At 65.6% G+C, this 19,251-nt stretch carries 13 protein-coding genes and 1 CRISPR repeat array; of the genes, 5 read left to right on the forward strand and 8 right to left on the reverse strand.

Annotation, left to right across the window (positions count from 1 at the left end; genetic code table 11):
* Nucleotides 1-27: 27 nt before the first annotated feature.
* Entirely contained in the window at nt 28-1,173 is a 1,146-nt protein-coding gene (locus tag DEIPR_RS12890; protein WP_013623171.1) for a HupE/UreJ family protein, read from the forward strand.
* 40 nt (nt 1,174-1,213) lie between these two features.
* Here DEIPR_RS12890 and DEIPR_RS12895 read toward each other — a convergent pair whose 3' ends face one another.
* The 7 genes from DEIPR_RS12895 to DEIPR_RS12925 all read right to left on the reverse strand — a co-directional run bounded on the left by DEIPR_RS12895 (nt 1,214) and on the right by DEIPR_RS12925 (nt 11,603).
* Nucleotides 1,214-3,577 carry an EAL domain-containing protein gene (locus DEIPR_RS12895; RefSeq protein WP_013623172.1) on the reverse strand — a complete coding sequence of 788 codons (2,364 nt, stop codon included), beginning with the start codon at nt 3,575-3,577 and terminating at the stop codon, nt 1,214-1,216.
* A 144-nt stretch (nt 3,578-3,721) separates the two neighbouring features.
* The gene (locus DEIPR_RS12900; protein WP_013623173.1) at nt 3,722-4,948 is read right to left on the reverse strand and encodes a mechanosensitive ion channel family protein; all 1,227 of its coding nucleotides are present in this window, start codon (nt 4,946-4,948) and stop codon (nt 3,722-3,724) included.
* Between the two features lie 92 nt (nt 4,949-5,040).
* The gene (locus DEIPR_RS12905) at nt 5,041-5,334 is read right to left on the reverse strand and encodes a hypothetical protein (protein ID WP_013623174.1); all 294 of its coding nucleotides are present in this window, start codon (nt 5,332-5,334) and stop codon (nt 5,041-5,043) included.
* Nucleotides 5,335-5,336: 2 nt separating this feature from the next.
* On the reverse strand, nt 5,337-7,043 hold the full coding sequence (locus DEIPR_RS12910) for a PhoX family protein (protein ID WP_013623175.1): 1,707 nt from the start codon (nt 7,041-7,043) through the stop codon (nt 5,337-5,339).
* Between the two features lie 205 nt (nt 7,044-7,248).
* Complete coding sequence (locus DEIPR_RS12915; protein WP_013623176.1) at nt 7,249-8,559, reverse strand: Nramp family divalent metal transporter; 1,311 nt, start codon at nt 8,557-8,559, stop codon at nt 7,249-7,251.
* Between the two features lie 237 nt (nt 8,560-8,796).
* Nucleotides 8,797-10,401, reverse strand: a complete 1,605-nt coding sequence (serA, locus tag DEIPR_RS12920; RefSeq protein ID WP_013623177.1) for a phosphoglycerate dehydrogenase — start codon at nt 10,399-10,401, stop codon at nt 8,797-8,799.
* 53 nt (nt 10,402-10,454) lie between these two features.
* The gene (locus DEIPR_RS12925; RefSeq protein ID WP_013623178.1) at nt 10,455-11,603 is read right to left on the reverse strand and encodes a phosphoserine transaminase; all 1,149 of its coding nucleotides are present in this window, start codon (nt 11,601-11,603) and stop codon (nt 10,455-10,457) included.
* Nucleotides 11,604-11,729: 126 nt separating this feature from the next.
* Between DEIPR_RS12925 and serB the strand changes: the two genes are divergently transcribed.
* From serB to DEIPR_RS12940, 4 genes are all read left to right on the forward strand, one after another.
* Entirely contained in the window at nt 11,730-12,608 is an 879-nt protein-coding gene (gene serB, locus DEIPR_RS12930; protein ID WP_013623179.1) for a phosphoserine phosphatase SerB, read from the forward strand.
* Nucleotides 12,609-12,723: 115 nt separating this feature from the next.
* Nucleotides 12,724-13,056: direct repeats of the CRISPR family, unit length 28 nt; unit sequence GGAACATCCCCGCCCACACGGGGAAAAC.
* A gap of 327 nt (nt 13,057-13,383) precedes the next feature.
* A complete protein-coding gene (locus DEIPR_RS14280; RefSeq protein ID WP_013623180.1) occupies nt 13,384-13,530 on the forward strand; it encodes a hypothetical protein in 147 nt (48 codons plus the stop codon).
* A gap of 49 nt (nt 13,531-13,579) precedes the next feature.
* Entirely contained in the window at nt 13,580-15,280 is a 1,701-nt protein-coding gene (locus tag DEIPR_RS12935) for a tetratricopeptide repeat protein (protein WP_013623181.1), read from the forward strand.
* A gap of 63 nt (nt 15,281-15,343) precedes the next feature.
* Nucleotides 15,344-16,378, forward strand: coding sequence for a helix-turn-helix transcriptional regulator (locus DEIPR_RS12940; RefSeq protein WP_245532772.1), 1,035 nt, complete (start codon nt 15,344-15,346; stop codon nt 16,376-16,378).
* Here DEIPR_RS12940 and DEIPR_RS12945 read toward each other — a convergent pair.
* On the reverse strand, nt 16,360-19,251 hold the full coding sequence (locus tag DEIPR_RS12945; RefSeq protein WP_013623183.1) for a CRISPR-associated helicase/endonuclease Cas3: 2,892 nt from the start codon (nt 19,249-19,251) through the stop codon (nt 16,360-16,362). The two genes, DEIPR_RS12940 and DEIPR_RS12945, sit on opposite strands and share 19 nt — an antisense overlap.

Here is a 19,251-nt window from a genome sequence, read left to right on the forward strand (position 1 = left end):
AAAAAGAAAAGAGGATTTCCCTTGAAGATGCCGACTGCCGTCCGCGCCGCTCTCACCTTGCTCGCCTGCTGCGCCCTGTCGGGCCGCGCCGGGGCACACGCCACTTCCGACCACTTCCTCAATTTGCAGGTGGACGGCTCCAGCGTCAACGGGCACTGGGACGTGATGCTCAATGACCTGGACTATGTGCTGCACCTCGACGCTGACCAGGACGGCCGGGTCAGCAACGACGAACTGGCGCAGTCCGGCCAGCAGGCCCGCGACTATCTGCTGGGGCACCTGACCGTGACGGCGGACGGGGCGAGCGGCGGCGGGCAGCCCTGCTCCCTGACCGATTCGGGCATGCAGGTAGGCCGGCAGGACAACGGCCGCTTTCTGCGCCTGTCGCTGACCGGTGAGTGCGCCGTGGCCCCCCAGACCCTACAGGTCAGCAACACGCTGTTTACCGACACCGGTGACCAGGACACGCACCGGGGATACCTGAACTTGGAATATGCCGGGCAGACCCAGACGAGCGTGTTCGGTCCCGGCAGCACGGCGGCCAATGTCTCGCTGCAGGCACCGAGCAAGCTGGAAAGCCTCGTCAAATTCATCTGGCTGGGCATGACCCATATCTGGGGGGGGCTGGACCACGTGCTGTTTCTGATCACGCTGCTGCTGCCCTCGGTGCTGCGTTACCGTGAGGGGCGCTGGCAGCCGGTGGGCAGCTTCCGCGAAGCGCTGATCAGCGTGGTCAAGGTGGTCACGGCCTTTACGGTGGCCCACTCGGTGACCCTGAGCCTGGCGGCCCTGGACGTGATTCACCTGCCTTCCCGCCTGGTAGAAGCGGTCATCGCACTTTCGGTGGTGCTGGCGGCCCTGAACAATGTCTACCCGCTGGTGCGTGAGCGCTTTCTCTGGGCGGTGGCGTTCGCGTTCGGGCTGGTGCACGGTTTCGGCTTTTCCAGCGTCCTAGGCGAGCTGGTCAGTGACCGCCGCGCCCTGGTGGAAAGCCTGCTGGGCTTCAACATCGGTGTGGAGATCGGCCAGCTGGCGCTGGTGGCTGTCACCGTGCCCCTGATTTTCTGGCTGCGGCACACCGTCTTTTACCGCCGCTTGGTCTTCGCGCCGCTTTCGGCATTGATTGCGGTCATCGGGGCGGTGTGGTTCATGGAGCGGGCGTTCGCCGCCTGATGACCTGACTGCTGGATGCCCGCTCTAGCGGGGTGGGGAGCTACAGAAACGTGCTGGCCAGCTCCCCAGCCGGCAGCGGGGGGGACAGCAAGAAGCCCTGAGCCTTATCGCATCCCAGTTGAGTGAGCAGGTCGAATTGCGCCTGAGTCTCGACCCCCTCCGCGACCACGTTGATGCCCAGGCCGTGCGCCAGGTTCAGCATCACTTTCATAAAGTGCTGCGCCGAGGCCAGCCCCGCTGCCCCGTCGGCCAGGTCCTGTACGAAAGAGCGGTCGATTTTCAGCTGCCGGAACGGCAGATGGCGCAGCAGCTGGATGTTGCTGTAGCCGGTGCCAAAGTCGTCGATGGCGATGTGGACTCCCAGGCGGTGCAGTTCGTTGAACGTTTGTGCTCCCACCTGGGCTTCTTGGTGCAGCAGGGTTTCGGTAAGTTCCAGAATCAGGCACCCGCCCGGCAGCCCGCAGGCGGCCAGCGCCGCTTCCACCTGCGGCACGAAATCGGGCCTCTCGAACTGCCGCACCGACACGTTGACCGACATCAGCAGCTTCCGCTCTCCGAAGTTCCAGGTCTGTGCCTGGCAGCAGGCTTCCCGCAGGGCCCAGGCGCCCAGTTCCAGAATCAGCGGTCCCTCTTCGGCCAGGGGAATGAACTCGGCCGGAGAAATGGTGCCTAGCTGCGGGTGCCGCCAGCGCAACAGGGCTTCCACACCGACCAGACGGCGCTCAGGGAGGGAGAACTGCGGCTGGTAGTGCAGTTCGCATTCGCCGCGTTCCAGGGCGTGGCGCAGGTCCTCGCGCAGCTGCTGGCGGCGCAGTTCGGCCGCGCCGGTTTCAGGCTGGAAGCGTACCCAGCCGTTGTTGCCCTGCTGCTTGGCCTGCTGCAGCGCCAGGTCGGCGCACTGGTGCAGGTGCCCCAGGTCGTGTCCGTCCGGTGGAGCCACCGCGCAGCCCAGTGAGATGGCCGGCCGAATCACGAGGTGCCCGCTGACCAGCGGTTCAACCAGTGAGCGCAGCAGCCGCTGGGCCTCCTGCTCCAGCTGCTCTGGGCAGGACAGGTTGTCCAGATAAATCATGAACTCATCACCGCTCAGCCGTCCTACCAGGTCGCCGGGACGCAGCTCGGCCCTGAACCGCTGGGCAATTTCCTGCAGCAGGATGTCGCCCGCCGCATGCCCACGGGCGCCGTTGATGGACCTGAGGTGGCTGATGTGCGCCATGATGACTCCGCTGCAGGCGGCACGCAGGCGCTGACGTAGCCGCTCCTGCGTGCGGGTCCAGAACGCCGAGCGGTTGAGCAGTCCGGTCAGCGAATCGTGAGACGCCTGATAGGAGAGCCGCTCCTGCAGGGTTTGCAGCTCACGGTTGGCCTGCAGCAGTTCGCTGCTGCACTGCCCGTGCTGCGCTGCACGCTGCAGCAGCTCCACTTCGATTTGCTGCGAAACGGTGCGGCTGTGCAGCTGATGGCTGCGGGCGTGCAGCTGTTGACTCAGCTCAATGTGTCTGTGCAGGGCGCCGAGGGCAGCTGCATGGTCGCCGTTGAGCTGGTGCAGCTTGGCGCGGCTGCTTTCCAGGCCACAGTGCAGCTGCAGGTGATTCAGCTGCCTGGCAATCTGCCCGCCCTGCTCGAGCTGGGCGCTGGCCCATTCCAGTGCGCCACTGGCCAGGTACAGCTCGGCCAGGATCTGGTGCAAGAAGCCCTGTGCCTCGGCGTTTCCGGTCTGCTGGGCCTGAGCCAGGCCCGCTTCCGCGCAGGCCCGGCCTTCTTCAGGGCGGCCCAGCCGGTGCAGCAAGCTGGCTTCCAGATAGCTGAGCACGCACAGCAGCCACAGCATGCCATGCTGCTCCGCCAGTGCCCGCACCTCCGGCACCAACTCCAGCGCTTCCATGCGGCCCATGTGGAGCATGGCCCGCACGGTCCCAGTCATAGGGGTGGCGGCCTGCTCAGGCTGTTCGCTGTGGCGTGCCAGTTCGGCCGCCTGCCCGAAATTCTCCAGGGCGCGTTCGTGGTCGCCCAGTTCGATATAGATGGCAGCGGCGCTGCTCAGGGCGCGGCTGCGGGCCAGGGCGTCGTCCCCGGCCAGGGCCAGGCTGGCCCGGACATGGTCGAGTGCTTCTGGGAGCCGGCCCAGCCGCCAGCAGGCCATGCTCAGGGCGTTGTGGTTGCGGGCTTCCAGGGCCGTAAGCCTGTGCTGCTGTGCCAGTGCCTGCCCGTGTCCGGCCCACTCCAGGGCCGCCGGGTAGTTCCCCTGGAAAAAGGCGCCTTCTGCCATCAGGCAGAGGGCATGTGCCTCGGCCTGAATGTCGGCCTGCTGGCGTGCTTGCGTGAGCAGCGCAGTCAGCTCCAGCTCAGTCTGCTGTGGGCGATTGAGAATCTGGAGTTCCAGTCTCTGGATCTGCTCATCCATGCAGCCCAGTATGAAAACAAGCCCTCTCCTGTCGCTGACAGACGACAAATAGTAAAAAATGCACATTTCCAGACATTCCAGAATGCTTCGAGGCGATATTTTTCCGTTCTGGAAAGAAAACTCAGGCTGTGCGTGGCCTCTACTCTAGTCCGCGTTGCGCTTGAGTGGCGGCGTCACCAAGGGACTCTGGCGGTCCTGCTCGGCCGGGGCATGAGGAAACGGGGTGCCCTGGGCCAGCTCGACTTGTGCCGGATCGCCCTGCGCTGGATTGGCCTGTACCGCATTGCCCTGGACCAGCCGAATTTCCAGCGGCCCGTCGCCGAAGCTCATGCGGCGCTGCGGGTAGGGGATACTGATACCTGCCTCATCCATCGCAATCTTGATACGGCGGTTAAACTCGCGGCCCACGGCGTACTGGCTTTTGGGGCCGACCTTGAACAGGGCGCGCAGGGTAATCGCGTCGGTTCCCAGCGCGGTGACGCCCTGCACGTCCGGTTCGCTCAGAAAGTAGCTGTGCCAGTGCTCGTCGGCATACAGGTCGCGGCTGACCTGTTCCAGTACCCGGATGGCCTGGTCCACGTCGGCCTCGTAGGCCACGTCTACGGTAGCCACCACCCGCGCCCAGTCCTTGCTCTTGACGCTGATGGCGGTAATTTGGCCGTTTTGCATGATGTGCAGCGTGCCGCTGATGTCGCGCACCGAAGTGGTCCGCAGGTCGATGGCCTCTACCGTGCCCGAGACCGCGCCCAGGTTCAGGTCCACATCGTCGCCCACGCCGTACTGGTCCGACAGCAGAATAAAAAAGCCGTTGAAGATGTCCTTGATCAGGCTCTGTGCCCCGAAACTGACTGCCAGGCCCAGCACCGAGGCACTGGCCAGCAGGCTGGTGGCATTCACGCCGACGGTCTGCAGGACCGCAATCAGCGCCGTGAACAGCACCACGGCCTTGAGGGTGCTTTCCACCACTCCCTTGAGCGTCCGCACCCGCACCGTGCGGCGGTTGAATTCGTCGCTGGGCACGATGCGCCCGGCCGCTTCTCCAATCAGCGACCAGGCGACCAGGGACAGCGCCGCAATCAGCAGCAGCTGGCCGCCGGTGGCCTGGAGCGCATCCATCACCGATTTGCCTAGGTCAAACAGCGGGCTGGAAGTCAAGTAAAAGGCCTGAGTGCTGAGTCCCAGCAGCAGCAGCAGGCTGCTCAGCAGCAGCAGACCGTGCAGCACCGGGTAAAACCCCTGACTCATGCGGGGCCGCAGGAGCCGCAGCACGGTCAGTCCCAGGCGGTAGAGCGCCACGGTGACCAAAAGGCCCAGCCCGAACTTGAACCAGGCGGCCGGCTTGATAATCTGAAGCTGAAGTTCTTCCCACATGCTGTTCTGGTCCCCATCTTAGCTGCCCGCTCGGGTCCAGAGCCACCAAAAACCGGGCCAGCAGCCCGGTTCACCTCGGATGATGCAGGGACTCAGACCCAGCGCCACTCGCGCAGGTAAGCACCGAATTCGTCCAGCGCCTCGGTCAGCAGCGGCTGTTCCGGCAGGGCCGCCAGCAGCTCGGCGCGGTCAGCGGCCAGGTAGGCGGCCAGGCCAGCGGGAGTGTCCTGGCTCAGCAGGTCATCCACCGCCTCCAGGGCTTCCTCATAGCGGGCCTTGACCCAGGGGCGCTGGCGGGTCAGTTCGCCCACGAAGTCTTCCAGCGCATGAATCATCAGCGGTTCGCCCTGCACGATGTGGCCGGCACGGTAAGTAGGCAGCGTCATGCTCAGGCCTTCCAGCCGGGGAAGCCCTGAATGGCGACCAGGGTGGGGCGGGGGATGCGGCTGCCGGGCTTGGCCGCGAAGTTGGAGGTCAGCTTGTCCAGGCTCTCGGAGTCCTCGCCGGGGTGCTGGATGGACACGAACAGCGTCTTGCCGTCCGGGGACCAGGTGGGACCGGTCATCTCGGCCTCGACCGGGCCCACGGCGAAGCGGTAGGCCTTGCCGGCGTTGGGGCCTTCGGTGGGCATAAAGAACATGGCGTTGTTGCCGTGGAAGTCCTTGATGGGGTTGGTGCCCAGGTCGGAGTTGTCGGTGACCATCCACAGGTTGCCGTAGGGGTCGAACACCAGGTTGTCGGGGCTGGCGAAGCCGGCGCTGGGGCCGCCGTAGGCGAACACGTCCCACTTGAAGCTCGTGGCGGCGTGGTCGCTGCCTTCTTCGGTCAGGCGCACGATGTGGCCGAAGTAGTTGCCGTGCTTGGAGTTGTTGGTCAGGGCGATGTACACGTCACCGTTCAGCGGATGAATCTCGATATCCTCGGGGCGGTCCACCGGGGTGCCGCCCACGGCCAGCGCGGCGGCGCGGGCGTCGGCCAGCACTTCGGCCTGGCTGCTGAACAGCGGCTTGTCGTCCTTTTTGGCGTCCTGCAGCTTCTTGTTCTTGTCGTAATCCAGCAGCACCCAGGTGCCGTTGCCGAAGTTGGCCACGTACAGGTCGCCGTCTTCCAGCAGGTTGCGGTCAGCGGCGCGGTCGCCGCTGATGGGCTGGCGGCTCACGAACTTGTACACGCACGAATCCTGCATGTCGTCGCCCATGTAGCCCACGAAGCGGCCGTCGGCGGTGCGGCCGGGAGCCACGTTCTCATGGCGGAAGCGGCCCATGCCGGTGCGCTTCTTGGGGGTCCAGGCAGGGTCGAAGGGGTCAATTTCGGTCACCCAGCCCTGGTGCATGGCCTCGTAGCCGCTGCCTTCCCAGGCCTTGACATAGCCGTCCACGTTCTCTTCGCAGGTGAGCAGCGTGCCCCAGGGGGTCTGGCCGCCCGAGCAGTTGCCCACAGTGCCCTTGACCATCGTGGCGCCCTTCACGGCGTCGGTGCCGCGCACCGGGCCAGTCAGCTCGATATCGTACAGGCCGTCCACAGCGCGGTTCTTGGCGTCCTTGACCACTTTCCACTCGCCGCCCTGCTGGCGCACGCGCACCACGCTGACACCCATGGCGCGCTTTTCCTTTTCGATGTTGGCGGGGGTGCGCTCCTCGGTGCCCAGGAACAGCGAGTTCACGTACTCGTGGTTGATGGTGAGGTAGGCGTCGGTGCTGCTGTGGCCGCCTTCAAGCATGTCGGCAGGGAAGTAGCCGATAAAGTCGTGGTTGAAGCCGATGGTGCGGCCGTCCTGGGTGAACTCCTCGCCCCAGGGAGCCAGAATCTGGTAGCGGAAGCCGGGGGGCAGGGTCAGGTCGTCGGCGCGGGTGGGCTCAATAGGACGGAAGGGAGGGTAGGTGCGGGCATTCTCGCGGGGCGTCACGCCGATGGGGGCGCCGTTGTTGGCAGTGGTCACGCCGCTCTGCTGGGCCTGCGCGAAGCTCACCGGCAGGCTGGCAGCAGCAGCCGTCGCAGCGGCAGTCGTAATCGCGCTGCGGCGGCTGATGCGGGTGTCCAGCAGCTGGTGCCAGAACGAGCGCTTTTCAGGGGTCTGCTCAGGGGAATGAGACATGCGCTCAGATTGGGTGAGACTTGTCAGCCTGCGGTCAGCTCTGAAGCGCCTGACAGGGCGAAAATACCTTTGCCCCCGTCCTCACTGAACATGCTGGGCTGACCGCCCAGGTCCTGTTCTGGGTGCAGCGCTCCTGCTGTCTCCTCTTAGCGCAGCTCTGCTGCGGGCGGGAACAAGGCCGCCCAGCAGCACCTGGCCCGGCACTTTAGCGTAGCGTTTCCCACAGCAGATAGCCGTTCAGGCCGATAATCAATGTCGCTATCACCCAGCCCAGCCGGGTGACGGCAGGCCGGCTGACCAGCACTCCCATCACGTCCCGGCGGGCGGTGAACAGCAGCAGCGGCACCAGCGCGAACGGCACCCCGAAGCTGAGGATGACCTGCGACAGCACCAGCGTGCGGGTGGGGTCCAGCCCCAGTAGGATGACCACGAACGCCGGCAGCATGGTCACGGTGCGCCGCACCCAGAGCGGAATACTGAAATTCACGAACCCCTGCATGATGACCTGCCCGGCCATGGTGCCCACCACGGTGCTGCTCAGGCCACTGGCGAGCAGCGCCACGGCGAACGCCACCGAGGCCGCCGGGCCCAGCAGCGGCGTGAGGGTTCGGTAGGCCGTTTCCAGGTTGCCGGCGTCGGGAATGTTCTGCCCGTGAAAGGTGGCGGCGGCCACTGCCAGCATCGCCATGTTGATCACGCCGGCCAGGCCCATCGCCCCCATCACGTCGATGCGGTTAAGCCGTGCCAGGCGCAGTTTCTGCTCGTCTGTGGTGGCCTGAACCCGGCCCTGGGTCAGCGCCGAGTGCAGGTAGATGACATGCGGCATGACCGTCGCACCGATGATGCCCACCGCCAGGTACACGCTGTCCGGACCGGCGAAGCTGGGCACCAACCCCTGGCCGAGCGAGGCCAGCTGCGGGCGGGCCATCACGAACTGCACCAGGTACGCCAGCCCGATGACCAGCACGAAACCTCCGATCAGCAGCTCTGCGGGCCGCCGGCCCCGGCTCTGGAAGCCCAGAATCCACAGCGAAATGACCGCCGTGACGGCGGCACCCCACAGCAGCGGCAGGCCGGTCAGCAGGTGAATGGCCACTGCCGCCCCGATAAACTCGGCCAGGTCGGTGGCGATGGCGACCAGCTCGGCCTGCACCCAGTAAAACCAGACCAGTGGCCGCGGCCAGCGCTCGCGAATCAGTTCGGGCAGGTTCTTGCCGGTGGCGATGCCCAGCCGAGCACTGAGGCTCTGAATCAGCATCGCCATCAGGTTGGCGGCCAGAATCACCCACAGCAGCCGGTAGCCGAAGTCGGCGCCGCCCTGAATGTTGGTGGCGAAATTTCCCGGGTCCATGTAGGCGATGGACGCGATAACCGCTGGCCCGATAAATGGCAGAATCCGCGCCAAGCCCCGCTTCTGGGACTGGCCTGCCAACACGGCGCTGGCCTGCGCGTCAGGGGGCTGGGCAGAGGAAAGAGACAATCCAGCAGAGGTGGACGGTTCGGCAGATACAGACATGGTTAACCTCATTTCCGGCGGGGTTCGGCGTGCGGCAGGCCAACGGCGGGCCCAGGGCACACAGCCCCGGCCAAGTTGGTTTTAGGTTAGCCTAAATCTGGCAGGTTTGCCACCTGTCGCTGGATGGTTCACCGGCAAGAGCAGGAGGCCCCGGCGCTCTGGCGGGGCCTCCAAGAAAGTGCTGGGCGTCAAATCCTGCGCCCTGAACGAGGACTTTTCGCCTGTCCGCGCACCGCCTTAAAGTTCAAAGTGCAGCGGCCGCACCTGAATGAACTTTCCGCTGTCCCGCAGGGCCTGGGCCGCCGCTGCCGGCAGGGGCTCATCCAGGTAGATGATGGCAATTGCGTCACCCTGTGCCGAGCGCCCCAAGGTGAAGTTGGCGATGTTGACGCCCAGGTCGCCCAGGGCCGTGCCCAGCGACCCGATGACGCCCGGCACGTCGCGGTTGCGGGTGTACAGCATGTGCTCGCCCACCTCGGCGTCCAGGTTGATGCCGCGAATCTGGATAAAGCGCGGTTTGCCGTCGCTGAAGACGGTGCCGGCCACCGAGCGTTCGCCGCTTTCGGTGGTCACGTCCAACCGGATAAAGCCCCCGAAGTTGCCCGCCTGCTGCCCGCCCGACTGGTCTTGGATGGTGGTGGCGACCTGAATGCCTTTCTCGCGGGCCATCAGTGGGGCCGAAACCATGTTGGCGTCGGGGTTGCTGGGCTTCATCAGGCCCGAGATCAGCGCGGCGTTCAGGGCGCCCGTGTTCATGCCGGCTGCGGCCCCACCGTAGGTGATGTTCAGCGAGGTCATCGGTTCTTCGACCATCTGGCCCACAAAAGCACCCAGGTGCCGCGCCAGGTGAATCCAGGGACCCATGCGCGCCGCTTCCTCAGCCGTGACCGCAGGCATGTTCAGCGCATTGTGAACGGCGCCGCTCAGGAGATAGTCGGACATCTGCTCGGCCACCTGCAGGGCCACGTTCTCCTGCGCCTCGGTGGTGGCGGCGCCCAGGTGCGGGGTCACCACCACGTTGGGCAGGCCGAACAGCGGCGACTGCGTGGCGGGTTCCTGCGCGAACACGTCCAGCGCCGCTCCGGCCACGTGCCCGGAGCGCAGCAACTCGGCCAGCGCCTCCTCGTCGAGCAGGCCGCCGCGCGCCGCGTTGATAATCCGCACGCCGGGCTTGGTCCGCAGCAGGTTCTCGCGTGAAAGCAGGTTGCGTGTCTTGTCGGTCAGTGGCACGTGCAGGGTGATGAAGTCGGCGTGTTCCAGCAGTTCATCCAGCTCCACCTTGCGGACCCCCAGTTCCAGCGCCCGCTCCTGCGACAGAAAGGGGTCGTAAGCCATGACCTTCATGTGCAGCCCCTGCGCCCGGTCGGCCACGATAGAGCCGATGTTGCCCGCACCGATCAGGCCCAGCGTCTTGGCGGTCAGCTCCACGCCCATGAAGCGGTTTTTCTCCCAGCGCCCGGCGTGAGTGGAGGCGCTCGCCTCGGGCAGTTGCCGCGCCACCGCGAACATCAGCGCGATGGCGTGCTCGGCGGTGGTCACGCTGTTGCCGAAAGGCGTGTTCATCACGATAATGCCCCGTCTGGACGCAGCGGAGATGTCCACATTGTCCACTCCGATTCCGGCGCGGCCGATGACTTTCAGGCGCCCGGCCTTTTCGAGCAGTTCCGGGGTCACGCGGGTGGCCGAGCGAATCGCCAGACCGTCGTAGTCGCCGATGATGGCGGCCAGTGCGGCGGGGTCCTTGCCCATTTCCGGGCGGTAGTCCACGTCCACGCCACGGTCGCGGAAAATCTGAACGGCGGTTTCCGACAGCGCGTCGGACACGAGAACTTTTGGGGGCATATTGGCTCCTTTGAGAGAAATAGGTGAGGGGAAAAGGGGAGAGGGGGCCGCCGTCAGGCCTGCGCCGCCAGCTCGGCGTGAAAGGCGTAGTCGATCCAGGGCAGCAGCGCCTGCACGTCGGCCGTTTCCACCGTGGAGCCGCACCAGATACGCAGGCCCGCCGGGGCGTCGCGGTAAGAGCCCAGGTCGTGGCCGGCACCTTCCCGGTCCAGCCGCCGCGCCACCGCCGCCGCGAAAGCGTCTGCGTCCCGGATGCGCGGGTCAGTGAAGCGGAGGCAAACTGAGGTGGTTGACGCGGTGGCCGGGTCGGCGGCGAGGTTGGTGACCCAGTCCCGCCCGGCGGCCCAGTCGGCCACGGCCTGCGCGTTGGCCTGCGAGCGGGCGACGAGTGCGGGCAGCCCGCCCACCGACTGCGCCCAGCGCAGCGCTGCCAGATAGTCCTCCACGCACAGCATGGACGGCGTGTTGATGGTTTCGCCCCGGAAGATGCCTTCTATCAGGCGGCCCCGCTGGGTCAGTCGGAAAATCTTGGGCAGTGGCCGGGGCGGTGTATAACTTTCCAGCCGCTCCACAGCGCGGGGCGAAAGCACCAGCATGCCGTGCCCGCCCTCGCCGCCTAGCGCCTTTTGCCAGGAAAAGGTAACCACGTCCAGCCGGTCCCAGGGCAGCTCCACCGCGAAGGCCGCCGAGGTGGCGTCACAGATGGTCAGGCCTTCGCGGTCAGCGGGGATCAGGTCGCCATCCGGCACCCACACGCCCGAAGTGGTGCCGTTCCAGGTAAACACCACATCGCTTCCGAAATCGACCTGGGAAAAATCCACGATTTCGCCGTAGGGGGCGCGGCGCACGGCAGCATCCAGGCCCAGCTGCTCCACCACGTCCGCCGCCCAGCCCTCGCCGAAGCTTTCCCAGGCCAGCACCTCCACGCCGCGTGCGCCCAGCAGGGACCACAGCGCCATTTCCACCGCGCCCGTGTCCGACGCCGGCACGATACCGATGCGGTAGTCGTGCGGCACCTCCAGCACCTCGCGGGTCAGCTCGATTGCTTCGGCCAGCCGGGCCTTGCCGGGGGCAGCGCGGTGAGAGCGGCCCAGTGGGGCGCCTTGCAGCAGGTCCAGCTGGAACCCCGGAAACTTGGCGCAGGGACCGGAGGAAAAGTTCGGATTGGTGGGCCGCACGGCCGGGCGGACGAGGTCTTCCATAGTCAGTTATAAACATACGCTTGCTATGCCTGCAACCTGGCCCCTCACGGAGTGACACTCTGTCATGTTGCTGTGGAGTACGGCTTGCCTGCGGTTCGTCTCGCTGCCAAACCGTATTCTGAGCAGATGTATACGGCCACGCTGTTGACGGCTCCTGACCGCCCCTCCCTGACGGCCGGGGGGGTGGAAGCGCTGCTGGCCCGCTGGCAGGGCCATGGCCTGCGCTGGCTGGCCCCTGGCGAGGCCGCCGAATTTGAGCTGCCGCACCTCCCGGACGACCGCTGGACTGTGTGGGCGGAGCTGCAGGCGCAGGGCACCGACCTGGCCGTGCAGCGAAGTGGGAGCCGGCGCAAGCGTGTGCTGCTGGCCGACATGGACTCCACCATGATTGCCCAGGAGTGCGTGGACGAACTGGCGGCGGCCGCGGGGGTGGGGCCGCAGGTGGCGGAAATTACGGCCCGCGCCATGAACGGCGAGCTGGACTTCGGGGCGGCGCTGCTGGCACGGGTGGCGCTGCTGCGCGGCCTGCCGCAGGAGGTGGCTGCACAGGTGCTGGCAGGGCGGATCACCCTGACACCGGGTGGGCGCGAACTGGTCGCCACCATGCGGGCACACGGCGGTTACGCGGCGCTGGTGTCCGGCGGCTTTACGGTATTTACCGGAGCGGTGGCGGCGCAGCTGGGCTTCGACGAACACCGCGCCAATACGCTGCTGGTGGACGGGGGCCGGCTGACCGGCGACGTGTCCCGCCCGATTCTGGGCCGCCAGGCCAAGGTGGACGCCCTGCTGGACATTACCGCTCGGCTGGGGCTACAGCCGCAGGACGTGCTGGCGGTAGGCGACGGCGCCAACGACCTGGGCATGCTGGAGCTGGCGGGCACCGGGGTGGCCCTGCACGCCAAGCCGGCGGTGGCGGCGCAGTGCGGGGTCCGCATTCACCACGGCGACCTGACGGCGCTGCTGTACCTCCAGGGATACGCCCGGGATGAGTTCGTGTCCCCGTAACGGCAGAGAGGAGACGGCCCGGCACGGTTCCGGCGGCCTCGGAAGTGGCAACCTGCATCTCTCGAATGGGCCGACACCGGGGGAGATGGCGCACGAGTTGGGGGCCAATTTTGTTGGAACATCCCCGCCCACACGGGGAAAACCCAACGCCGAAAACGCCGCCGAGTTTAGCGCCCGGAACATCCCCGCCCACACGGGGAAAACCGGCACCCAGCGCGGCCCGGTGGCCCTGGAGTAGGAACATCCCCGCCCACACGGGGAAAACTACGCGGCGGCGTTTAAGGGGCGGAAGCAGGTCGGAACATCCCCGCCCACACGGGGAAAACTGCCGAATCAGAATCCTGAGAGGGTGACGAGGCGGAACATCCCCGCACACACGGGGAAAACTTCCCCAAGACTGATGCCGTGGCTGAAGGTTACGGAACATCCCCGCACACACGGGGAAAACACCAGTTGTTGACAACATAAATCTGCCCTCAAGGCCCCGCTGGTGTATCCGGCAGGGTCCGGTACAAATCACATTTTCATGCAGCGCGGCCTTGGCCTGAGCAGAAGCATAGCTCTCCTGATGCCTGCCCGTACGGGCGACGTGTTTTGTCGCGTCCAGCTTTCAAAGTAACCGTAACCGCCCGGAAGTGCGTCTGAGGCGGTCAAAGCTGGCGCTTACGTCTATGCGCTTTCCCTTCAGTGTGCGCCTTGAATGGCCTGACTCCAGAGCGGGGTCAGGGCGGGGAAGTGTTGTCTCGCGCGGTCAGTCGGCCGTCAGGAGTTGCTTATGCTGAAACACTTTTTTTCTCTTTGCCTTATCGCCTTTTTCGCCGCGTCACCCCTGGCCGCTGCGGCGCCGCTGCAGCCTGCGGGCGGCGATGTGGTCTTGGCCATGTCCGACGACCCGACCATCGGCGGGCGCGGCCTCGGCTAGGTGGGGCTGTGAGCAAGCCGTGCAGTTTGGACGGCTATGCTAGGGAGAAATGGGCGGGATTGCGGTAACGGACGGCGAGTGGCAAGCATCTATTCAGGCTTTGTTGGAACTGGGCCGTGTGGATGAAGCCCTGGACACGGTGTACCGCGCTACGGGTGAGACGCGTGCACCGGCGCAGTTCGCGCAACTGCTCAAGCTCCTTGAACAGTTCCCTGCCGCTGCCCAGGCGAAGCCGCAGTGGGTGCGTGGTCAGCTGCGGCTGCTGGGCAACCTGGGCCGCCTGGAAGACCTGGGCAAGCAAACGGCGCACTGGCTCGCAGCGGGGGCAGGAAAGGACTGGACTTTCCTGTCCGTTTTTATGGCCTGGCAGGCTGCTGAGCAGGGCGACGATGCGCTGAGCCTGAAGTACGGTCAGGCCGCCTACGCGGCGCAGCAGGCCGACCTGACCCCGTTTGAACGGGCGCTGCTGCTGCGGGTGCTGGGGCGGGTCAAGTTCCGTCAGGGCCAGGCGGGCTGGGAAGACCATTTCGAGCAGGCCCTGGCTGAGGGCACCGGCCGCGCCAGGGTGCTGACCCTGCTGGAATACGGCGCAATTCTCAGCCACACCACCCAGACGGCGACCACCATTCGCATTCTCAGCGAGGCTCAGGCGCTGGCTGCCCAGGCCAGGGACGACCAGCTGCGAATGAACGCGTCCGAGTTGCTGGGGCGGGCGTACCTGCGGGCGGGCGAGTTCACCGAAGCCGACAAGCACCTGAGCACGCTGGAAAAGCTGGCGCGGCGTAAGGACAATCGGCATTTGCTCAGCTACGCGCTGCACTGCCTGGCCATTCCTAGACGGACGCTGGGCGAGTGGGTACAGGCCGAAGCGCTGTACAGCGAAGCACTGAAATGCGCCGGCGAGATGGGCAACGAGTTCGAGCAGCGGCAGGCCCTGCGCGGGCTGGGGCATACCCGCCGCCTCTCGGGCCGTGCGCTGGGGGCACTGGAGGTGCTGGAGCAAGCGGCGCGGGTGGTCAAAGAAGACCGCGACACGGGAAAGTCCGTAGTTAATGTGGATATTGCAGCGGCGCTGGTCAGCCTGCCCCACCTGGACAGCGCCGCTGTGCTGGACCGCCTCGGCAAGGCAGGCCGCCTCAGCGAAGAGGGCCTTCAGCGGGCCGAACTGGTCAGGGCCGAGCTGGACCGCCGCCAGGGCAACGCTGCTGCGGCCCTTGAGCGGTTGGCCGCACTTGACCGGGGACAGCTGTGGTTACGCGAGGAAGCGCACGCCTTTCCAGAACTGTTTGCGCTGCTGCCTGCCGGTGAGCGGCCCCTGCCGTTGCCGCGCCCACAGCGGCCCCTGGTACGGCTGGAGGCGATGGGCTTCCCGAAAGTGCTGGTCAATGGCCGTATGGTCAGCTCGAGTGCGCTGGCGGTGGTCGTCCTGGCGGCCCTGCTGCATGAAGGGCCGCAGCTGAGTACCGACCGCCTGACCGAAGTGCTGGACGACGGCAAACCCCGCACCCGCAGGCAGGCCGAGCAGCGACTTTCCAAGACCGTCGGCACCTTGCGGGCAGCACTCGGCTGGGCCGGCAGCATCGAGACCGGCCCAGGCTTCTACGCCCTGGACAGTGGAACCGATTGGCAATTCGACGTGGCCGAGGCCCTGAGCAGCGGCGCAGCCATTCCCGCTTTTCTCCCTGGTCTGGACTTCCCCTGGGTGACCGACACCGAGCAGAGGTTGAGCCTGGGGGACTTAGATATCTAGATGCTTGTGCACAGGGGCCGAGTGGGCGACAACCTTGCGCCAAGACTCTGGCAAGTTGGGGGCGTGGAGAGCACCAGGATGGACAGCGTGGACCTGCAGGGAAGTCGGCCCCAGCCCCAGAAGAAGCGGCCCGTGCGCGAGGCCAAAACCTGGGACAGGGTCAAGCGCCTGATTCAGATGTCCAAGGACTTGCAGGCGGCGCCCATGACCACGGCCATGATGGCGCGGGCTTACGGTACCAGCCAGCGCACCATTCAGCGCGATATCGAGGTGCTGCGCGAACTGGGCCACGATATTCCGCTGCCCGACAGGCTGCACCGCTACGTCATCTTGCAGCGCGGCGGTGCCCTGTTGCCTGCACAGGCGCTGGCAGCTTACGCGGCGGTTCGGCTGGCCTATCACCACTCCCCCTCGCACAACAGGCACTACCGCGACGCGATGCTGCACATTTCCGCCCAGTTGCCCGAGCGGATTCGCTACGTCCTGGGCGGCTCGGTGCTGGACAACGGTGCAGGGCAAATGACCGAGCGCGAGCTGGAAAAAGTGGCGACGGCCTGGGTGGAAGGGCGGGTGCTGTCGTTCGATTATCAGCGCCCTGGCGGCGAACTTGACCGGGGCAACCGGCTGTGCGTGTACTTTCTGGAAATCAGCCGCAGCAACCTCGCGCCCTACGTGATTGGGCTGGAGCAGCGCCGGGGGCAGCTCCGCACCTTCAAGCTGTCGCGGATGCGTACGATGGAAGTGCTGCGCGACACCTACGAACCCGATGAAAGCTTTGACCCGCGCGAATTTCTGTCCGACGCCTGGGGCGTGGTGGGCAGCCAAAACCCCATCACCGTGCAGGTGCGCTTTGCTTCCGAAGCGGCTTACCGACTGGACGAAGGTGGCTACCCCAACGCGACCTTTCACAAGCAGCCGGACGGCTCCGTGCTGGCCGAATTTCGTGCCGGAACCGACAAAACAGGGCTGCCGCGTGAGCTGATGCCTTTCCTGCTCGGCTGGGGCCCCCGCGCCGAGGTGCTGGGGCCACCTGAAGTGCGGGCACACTGGCTCTCGGAGTTGCGGGAGACGCTGCGGCGCTACGACAACTTCTCGTAGACCAGGCCCAGTTCGGGGTCGAGGCGCAGGCGGAGGCGGCCCAAGTCTTTGTACCCTGCAGTCAGGTCCAGCGGCACGGCGTCGCGCAGGAGGGGATGGGCTGCCCAGCCTCGCTTGTCACCGCCCAAGCCATGCGTCCAGAGTCGTCCCTCCTTGGCCGCACGGACGACTTCCCAGCGCGAGATGCTCAGTGAGCGGCGGAAAATGCGCTTGGCGGTGTGCATATCCCCTTTGTCCAGCGTCTGATGGTGTGTCACTACTTCCTGCCAAGGCTCATTTTTGGGCTGCATGGCCTTGGGTGGCGGGCAGACGACCCATTTGCCGTTTGCCTGCTGCACTGGCACAATTCGCACGCTTTCGTCGCCCAGACGGGTGCGTGGGAACTCGTCCTCGTCTGCTAGGGCATCATCGTTCACGCTTTCGGTATCCGGCTCTTCAAGGACATGCGTTAGGCGGGTTTGCCAGAACTCGGTGGGTAGGCCAATGTGGGCAAAGCGCCCTTTGGAAGCTTGTCCGGCACGTTCTGCGAGCAGTTTTTCCTCGGCGGCCTGGATGGTCTGTGCCTGCTCGTCCGTCAGGTCAGCCGTAGCCAGAGCAGCGCCGTATACCTGCTGCACCAAATCGTCCAATTCGGTGGGCAGTGTGAGCGTCTGCCGACCTTGCAGAATGCGCCAAGTGCGGTACAGCAGCGCGGGCGCATAGACACGGCCCCACGCCTCGGCTTTCAGCGCGGCGGCGGGCCACTCGCCCAATCCGGCGATGTACAGCGCGGGGTGAACGTGAACATGCCGACTGGCGGGCGGGCGCTGGTGGCGGTGCAGCCTTCCCGCCCGTTGCAGCAGCAGGTCAAGTGGGGCGAGGTCAGAAATCATCACATCGGCGTCGAAATCGAGGCTTTGCTCAGCCACCTGAGTCGCAATCAAGATGAAACGTTCAGGCCGCTGTCCCTCTTTGCCCAGGTACTTGAGCACGGCTCTCTCGCGGTACTGCCGCTCGTCGGCGGGGTAGCGGGCGTGGTAGAGCAGCACGCCGACCCACTCGGCTCCCTTCGCCACCGCTCCTGTGCAGGTCTGAGCAGCAACACCCCGCTCGGCCAGCAGCCGTAATACCTCGCTTTGGACCGCCTGTGCCCGCTGCACGGTATTCACGATGATGGCCGTGCAGCCCCCGTTCAGCGTCAGTTCCACCGCCTGCGCTGCGACAGCTTCGGCGCTGGCTGGTAGCGAATGCAAGGCAATCTGCTGCGTCGGGCGGCTCCTGTTCCCTTCGGCGTCGGTGTCGGGGATGGTGCCCGCCGTCACCTCGCCCGTCTGGGTCGCCACCGTCCAGCGCGGGTAGTTCACCGCTGCCGGAATCTCCCGCGCGCCCCACGCGCCCAACAGCTTGCGGCGGCTTTCATCCGGCAACGTCGCCGACATGATGACCACACTGGAACCGAGCGCCCGCAGCCACGCCACCAGTGCCGCAATCAGTTCGGAGGTGTAGGTGTCGTAGGCGTGAACCTCGTCTAGCACCACCACGCGGTTGCCCAGCCCCCATAACCGCACGAACTGGTGCGACACGCCCAGCACGCCGAGCAGGGCCTGGTCTACCGTGCCGACCCCGAATTCGTCCAGCAGTGCCCGCTTGCGCGAGGTGAACCATTCTTCGGCCCGCACTGCTTCTACCGATTGTTCGCCCTCCGCATCGGTGTTGGTGCGGTAAAACAGCCGCGTATTTTCTACCCGCTCCTGATATTCGTCGTTCAGCAGCGTGCCGCCGTGCGCCAGTTGGATGCTGACGGGCCTCTGCGACCCCTGCGCCCGCAAGAACTCGACCAGTCGCTCAAACATGGCGCTGCCGGTGGCTTGCGTGGGGAGCGCTACATAAAGTCCCCGGTGCTGCGCCGCGTGCTGAAGCTGAAGGTAGGCGTACAGCGCCGCCTCGGTTTTGCCTTCGCCCATCGGCGCTTCGGCCAGCACCAGGGTGGAGCCGTCCACCTGCGCCAAAGCTTCGGCCAGCGCGGTTTGCAGCGGGCGCGGTCTGAATTCTCCGTTCGCCAGATAGCTGAACACGTCCTCTAGATGCGGCAACGCAGGGTGCAAGGGAGCAAACTGCGGCCAGTGAATGCCCGTTTTCGGGTCGGTCAGCAGTTTCTTGGCCTGTGCTCTGGCCTCAGCGAAGTAGGCAGCGGGGTCTTCGTAGGCCGAAAAATCGGTTTGGGTCGGTAGGGGGAAACTGCTGCCCAGCCAATCGGCAAAACTGGTCAGGCCCGCCAGGCGCATGAAAGCCGCCGCTGAGAACTCTTTGACAGGGGGCACCACCGAGTAGTCGGCACCGACGGCTACTGTCACCAAGCGGCAGAGTTCAAACCGCACCTTACGCCAGCGGTCATCCCCAATCTGGGCGGGGGACACGTCTTGCAAAGCCAGATTTTCTACGCGAAACCCGTGGTGGCAACCCACTGCATCCGAGACATGCTCCGCCAGTCTGCTACTCCACTGCAACTGTCCCACCAGAAAATCCGGCAAGCAGAATTCGCTGACTACGCCGTGAAAAGTGTAAGGCTCACGCAAAAGCCGACTGACACTCAGCCAGCCGTCTACAGCCTTCATTCCTTCGGCCCACTTCATCTGAAATGCTGGGCTGGCCTTGCCCAAATCGTGTAGGGCGACCAGCGCCAGTACCCAGTTCAGCCCCTGCTCCAGCTCAAGGCCCAAGTCTGCGGCCATCTGCGCCTTCACGTGTGGCGGCTCCAGTTCCAGAATTTCGGCGGCGCAGGCGGCTACATTCAGCAGGTGCTCCAGCACACCCAGTTTGACTTCGCCAGTGGGCTTGGGACTCTTGGCCCACAGTGAGGCCGTAATGCGGGTCAGAGGGGCAAGGGTGGTCAT

The organism is Deinococcus proteolyticus MRP, assembly GCF_000190555.1.
Classification (GTDB): Bacteria; Deinococcota; Deinococci; order Deinococcales; family Deinococcaceae; genus Deinococcus; species Deinococcus proteolyticus.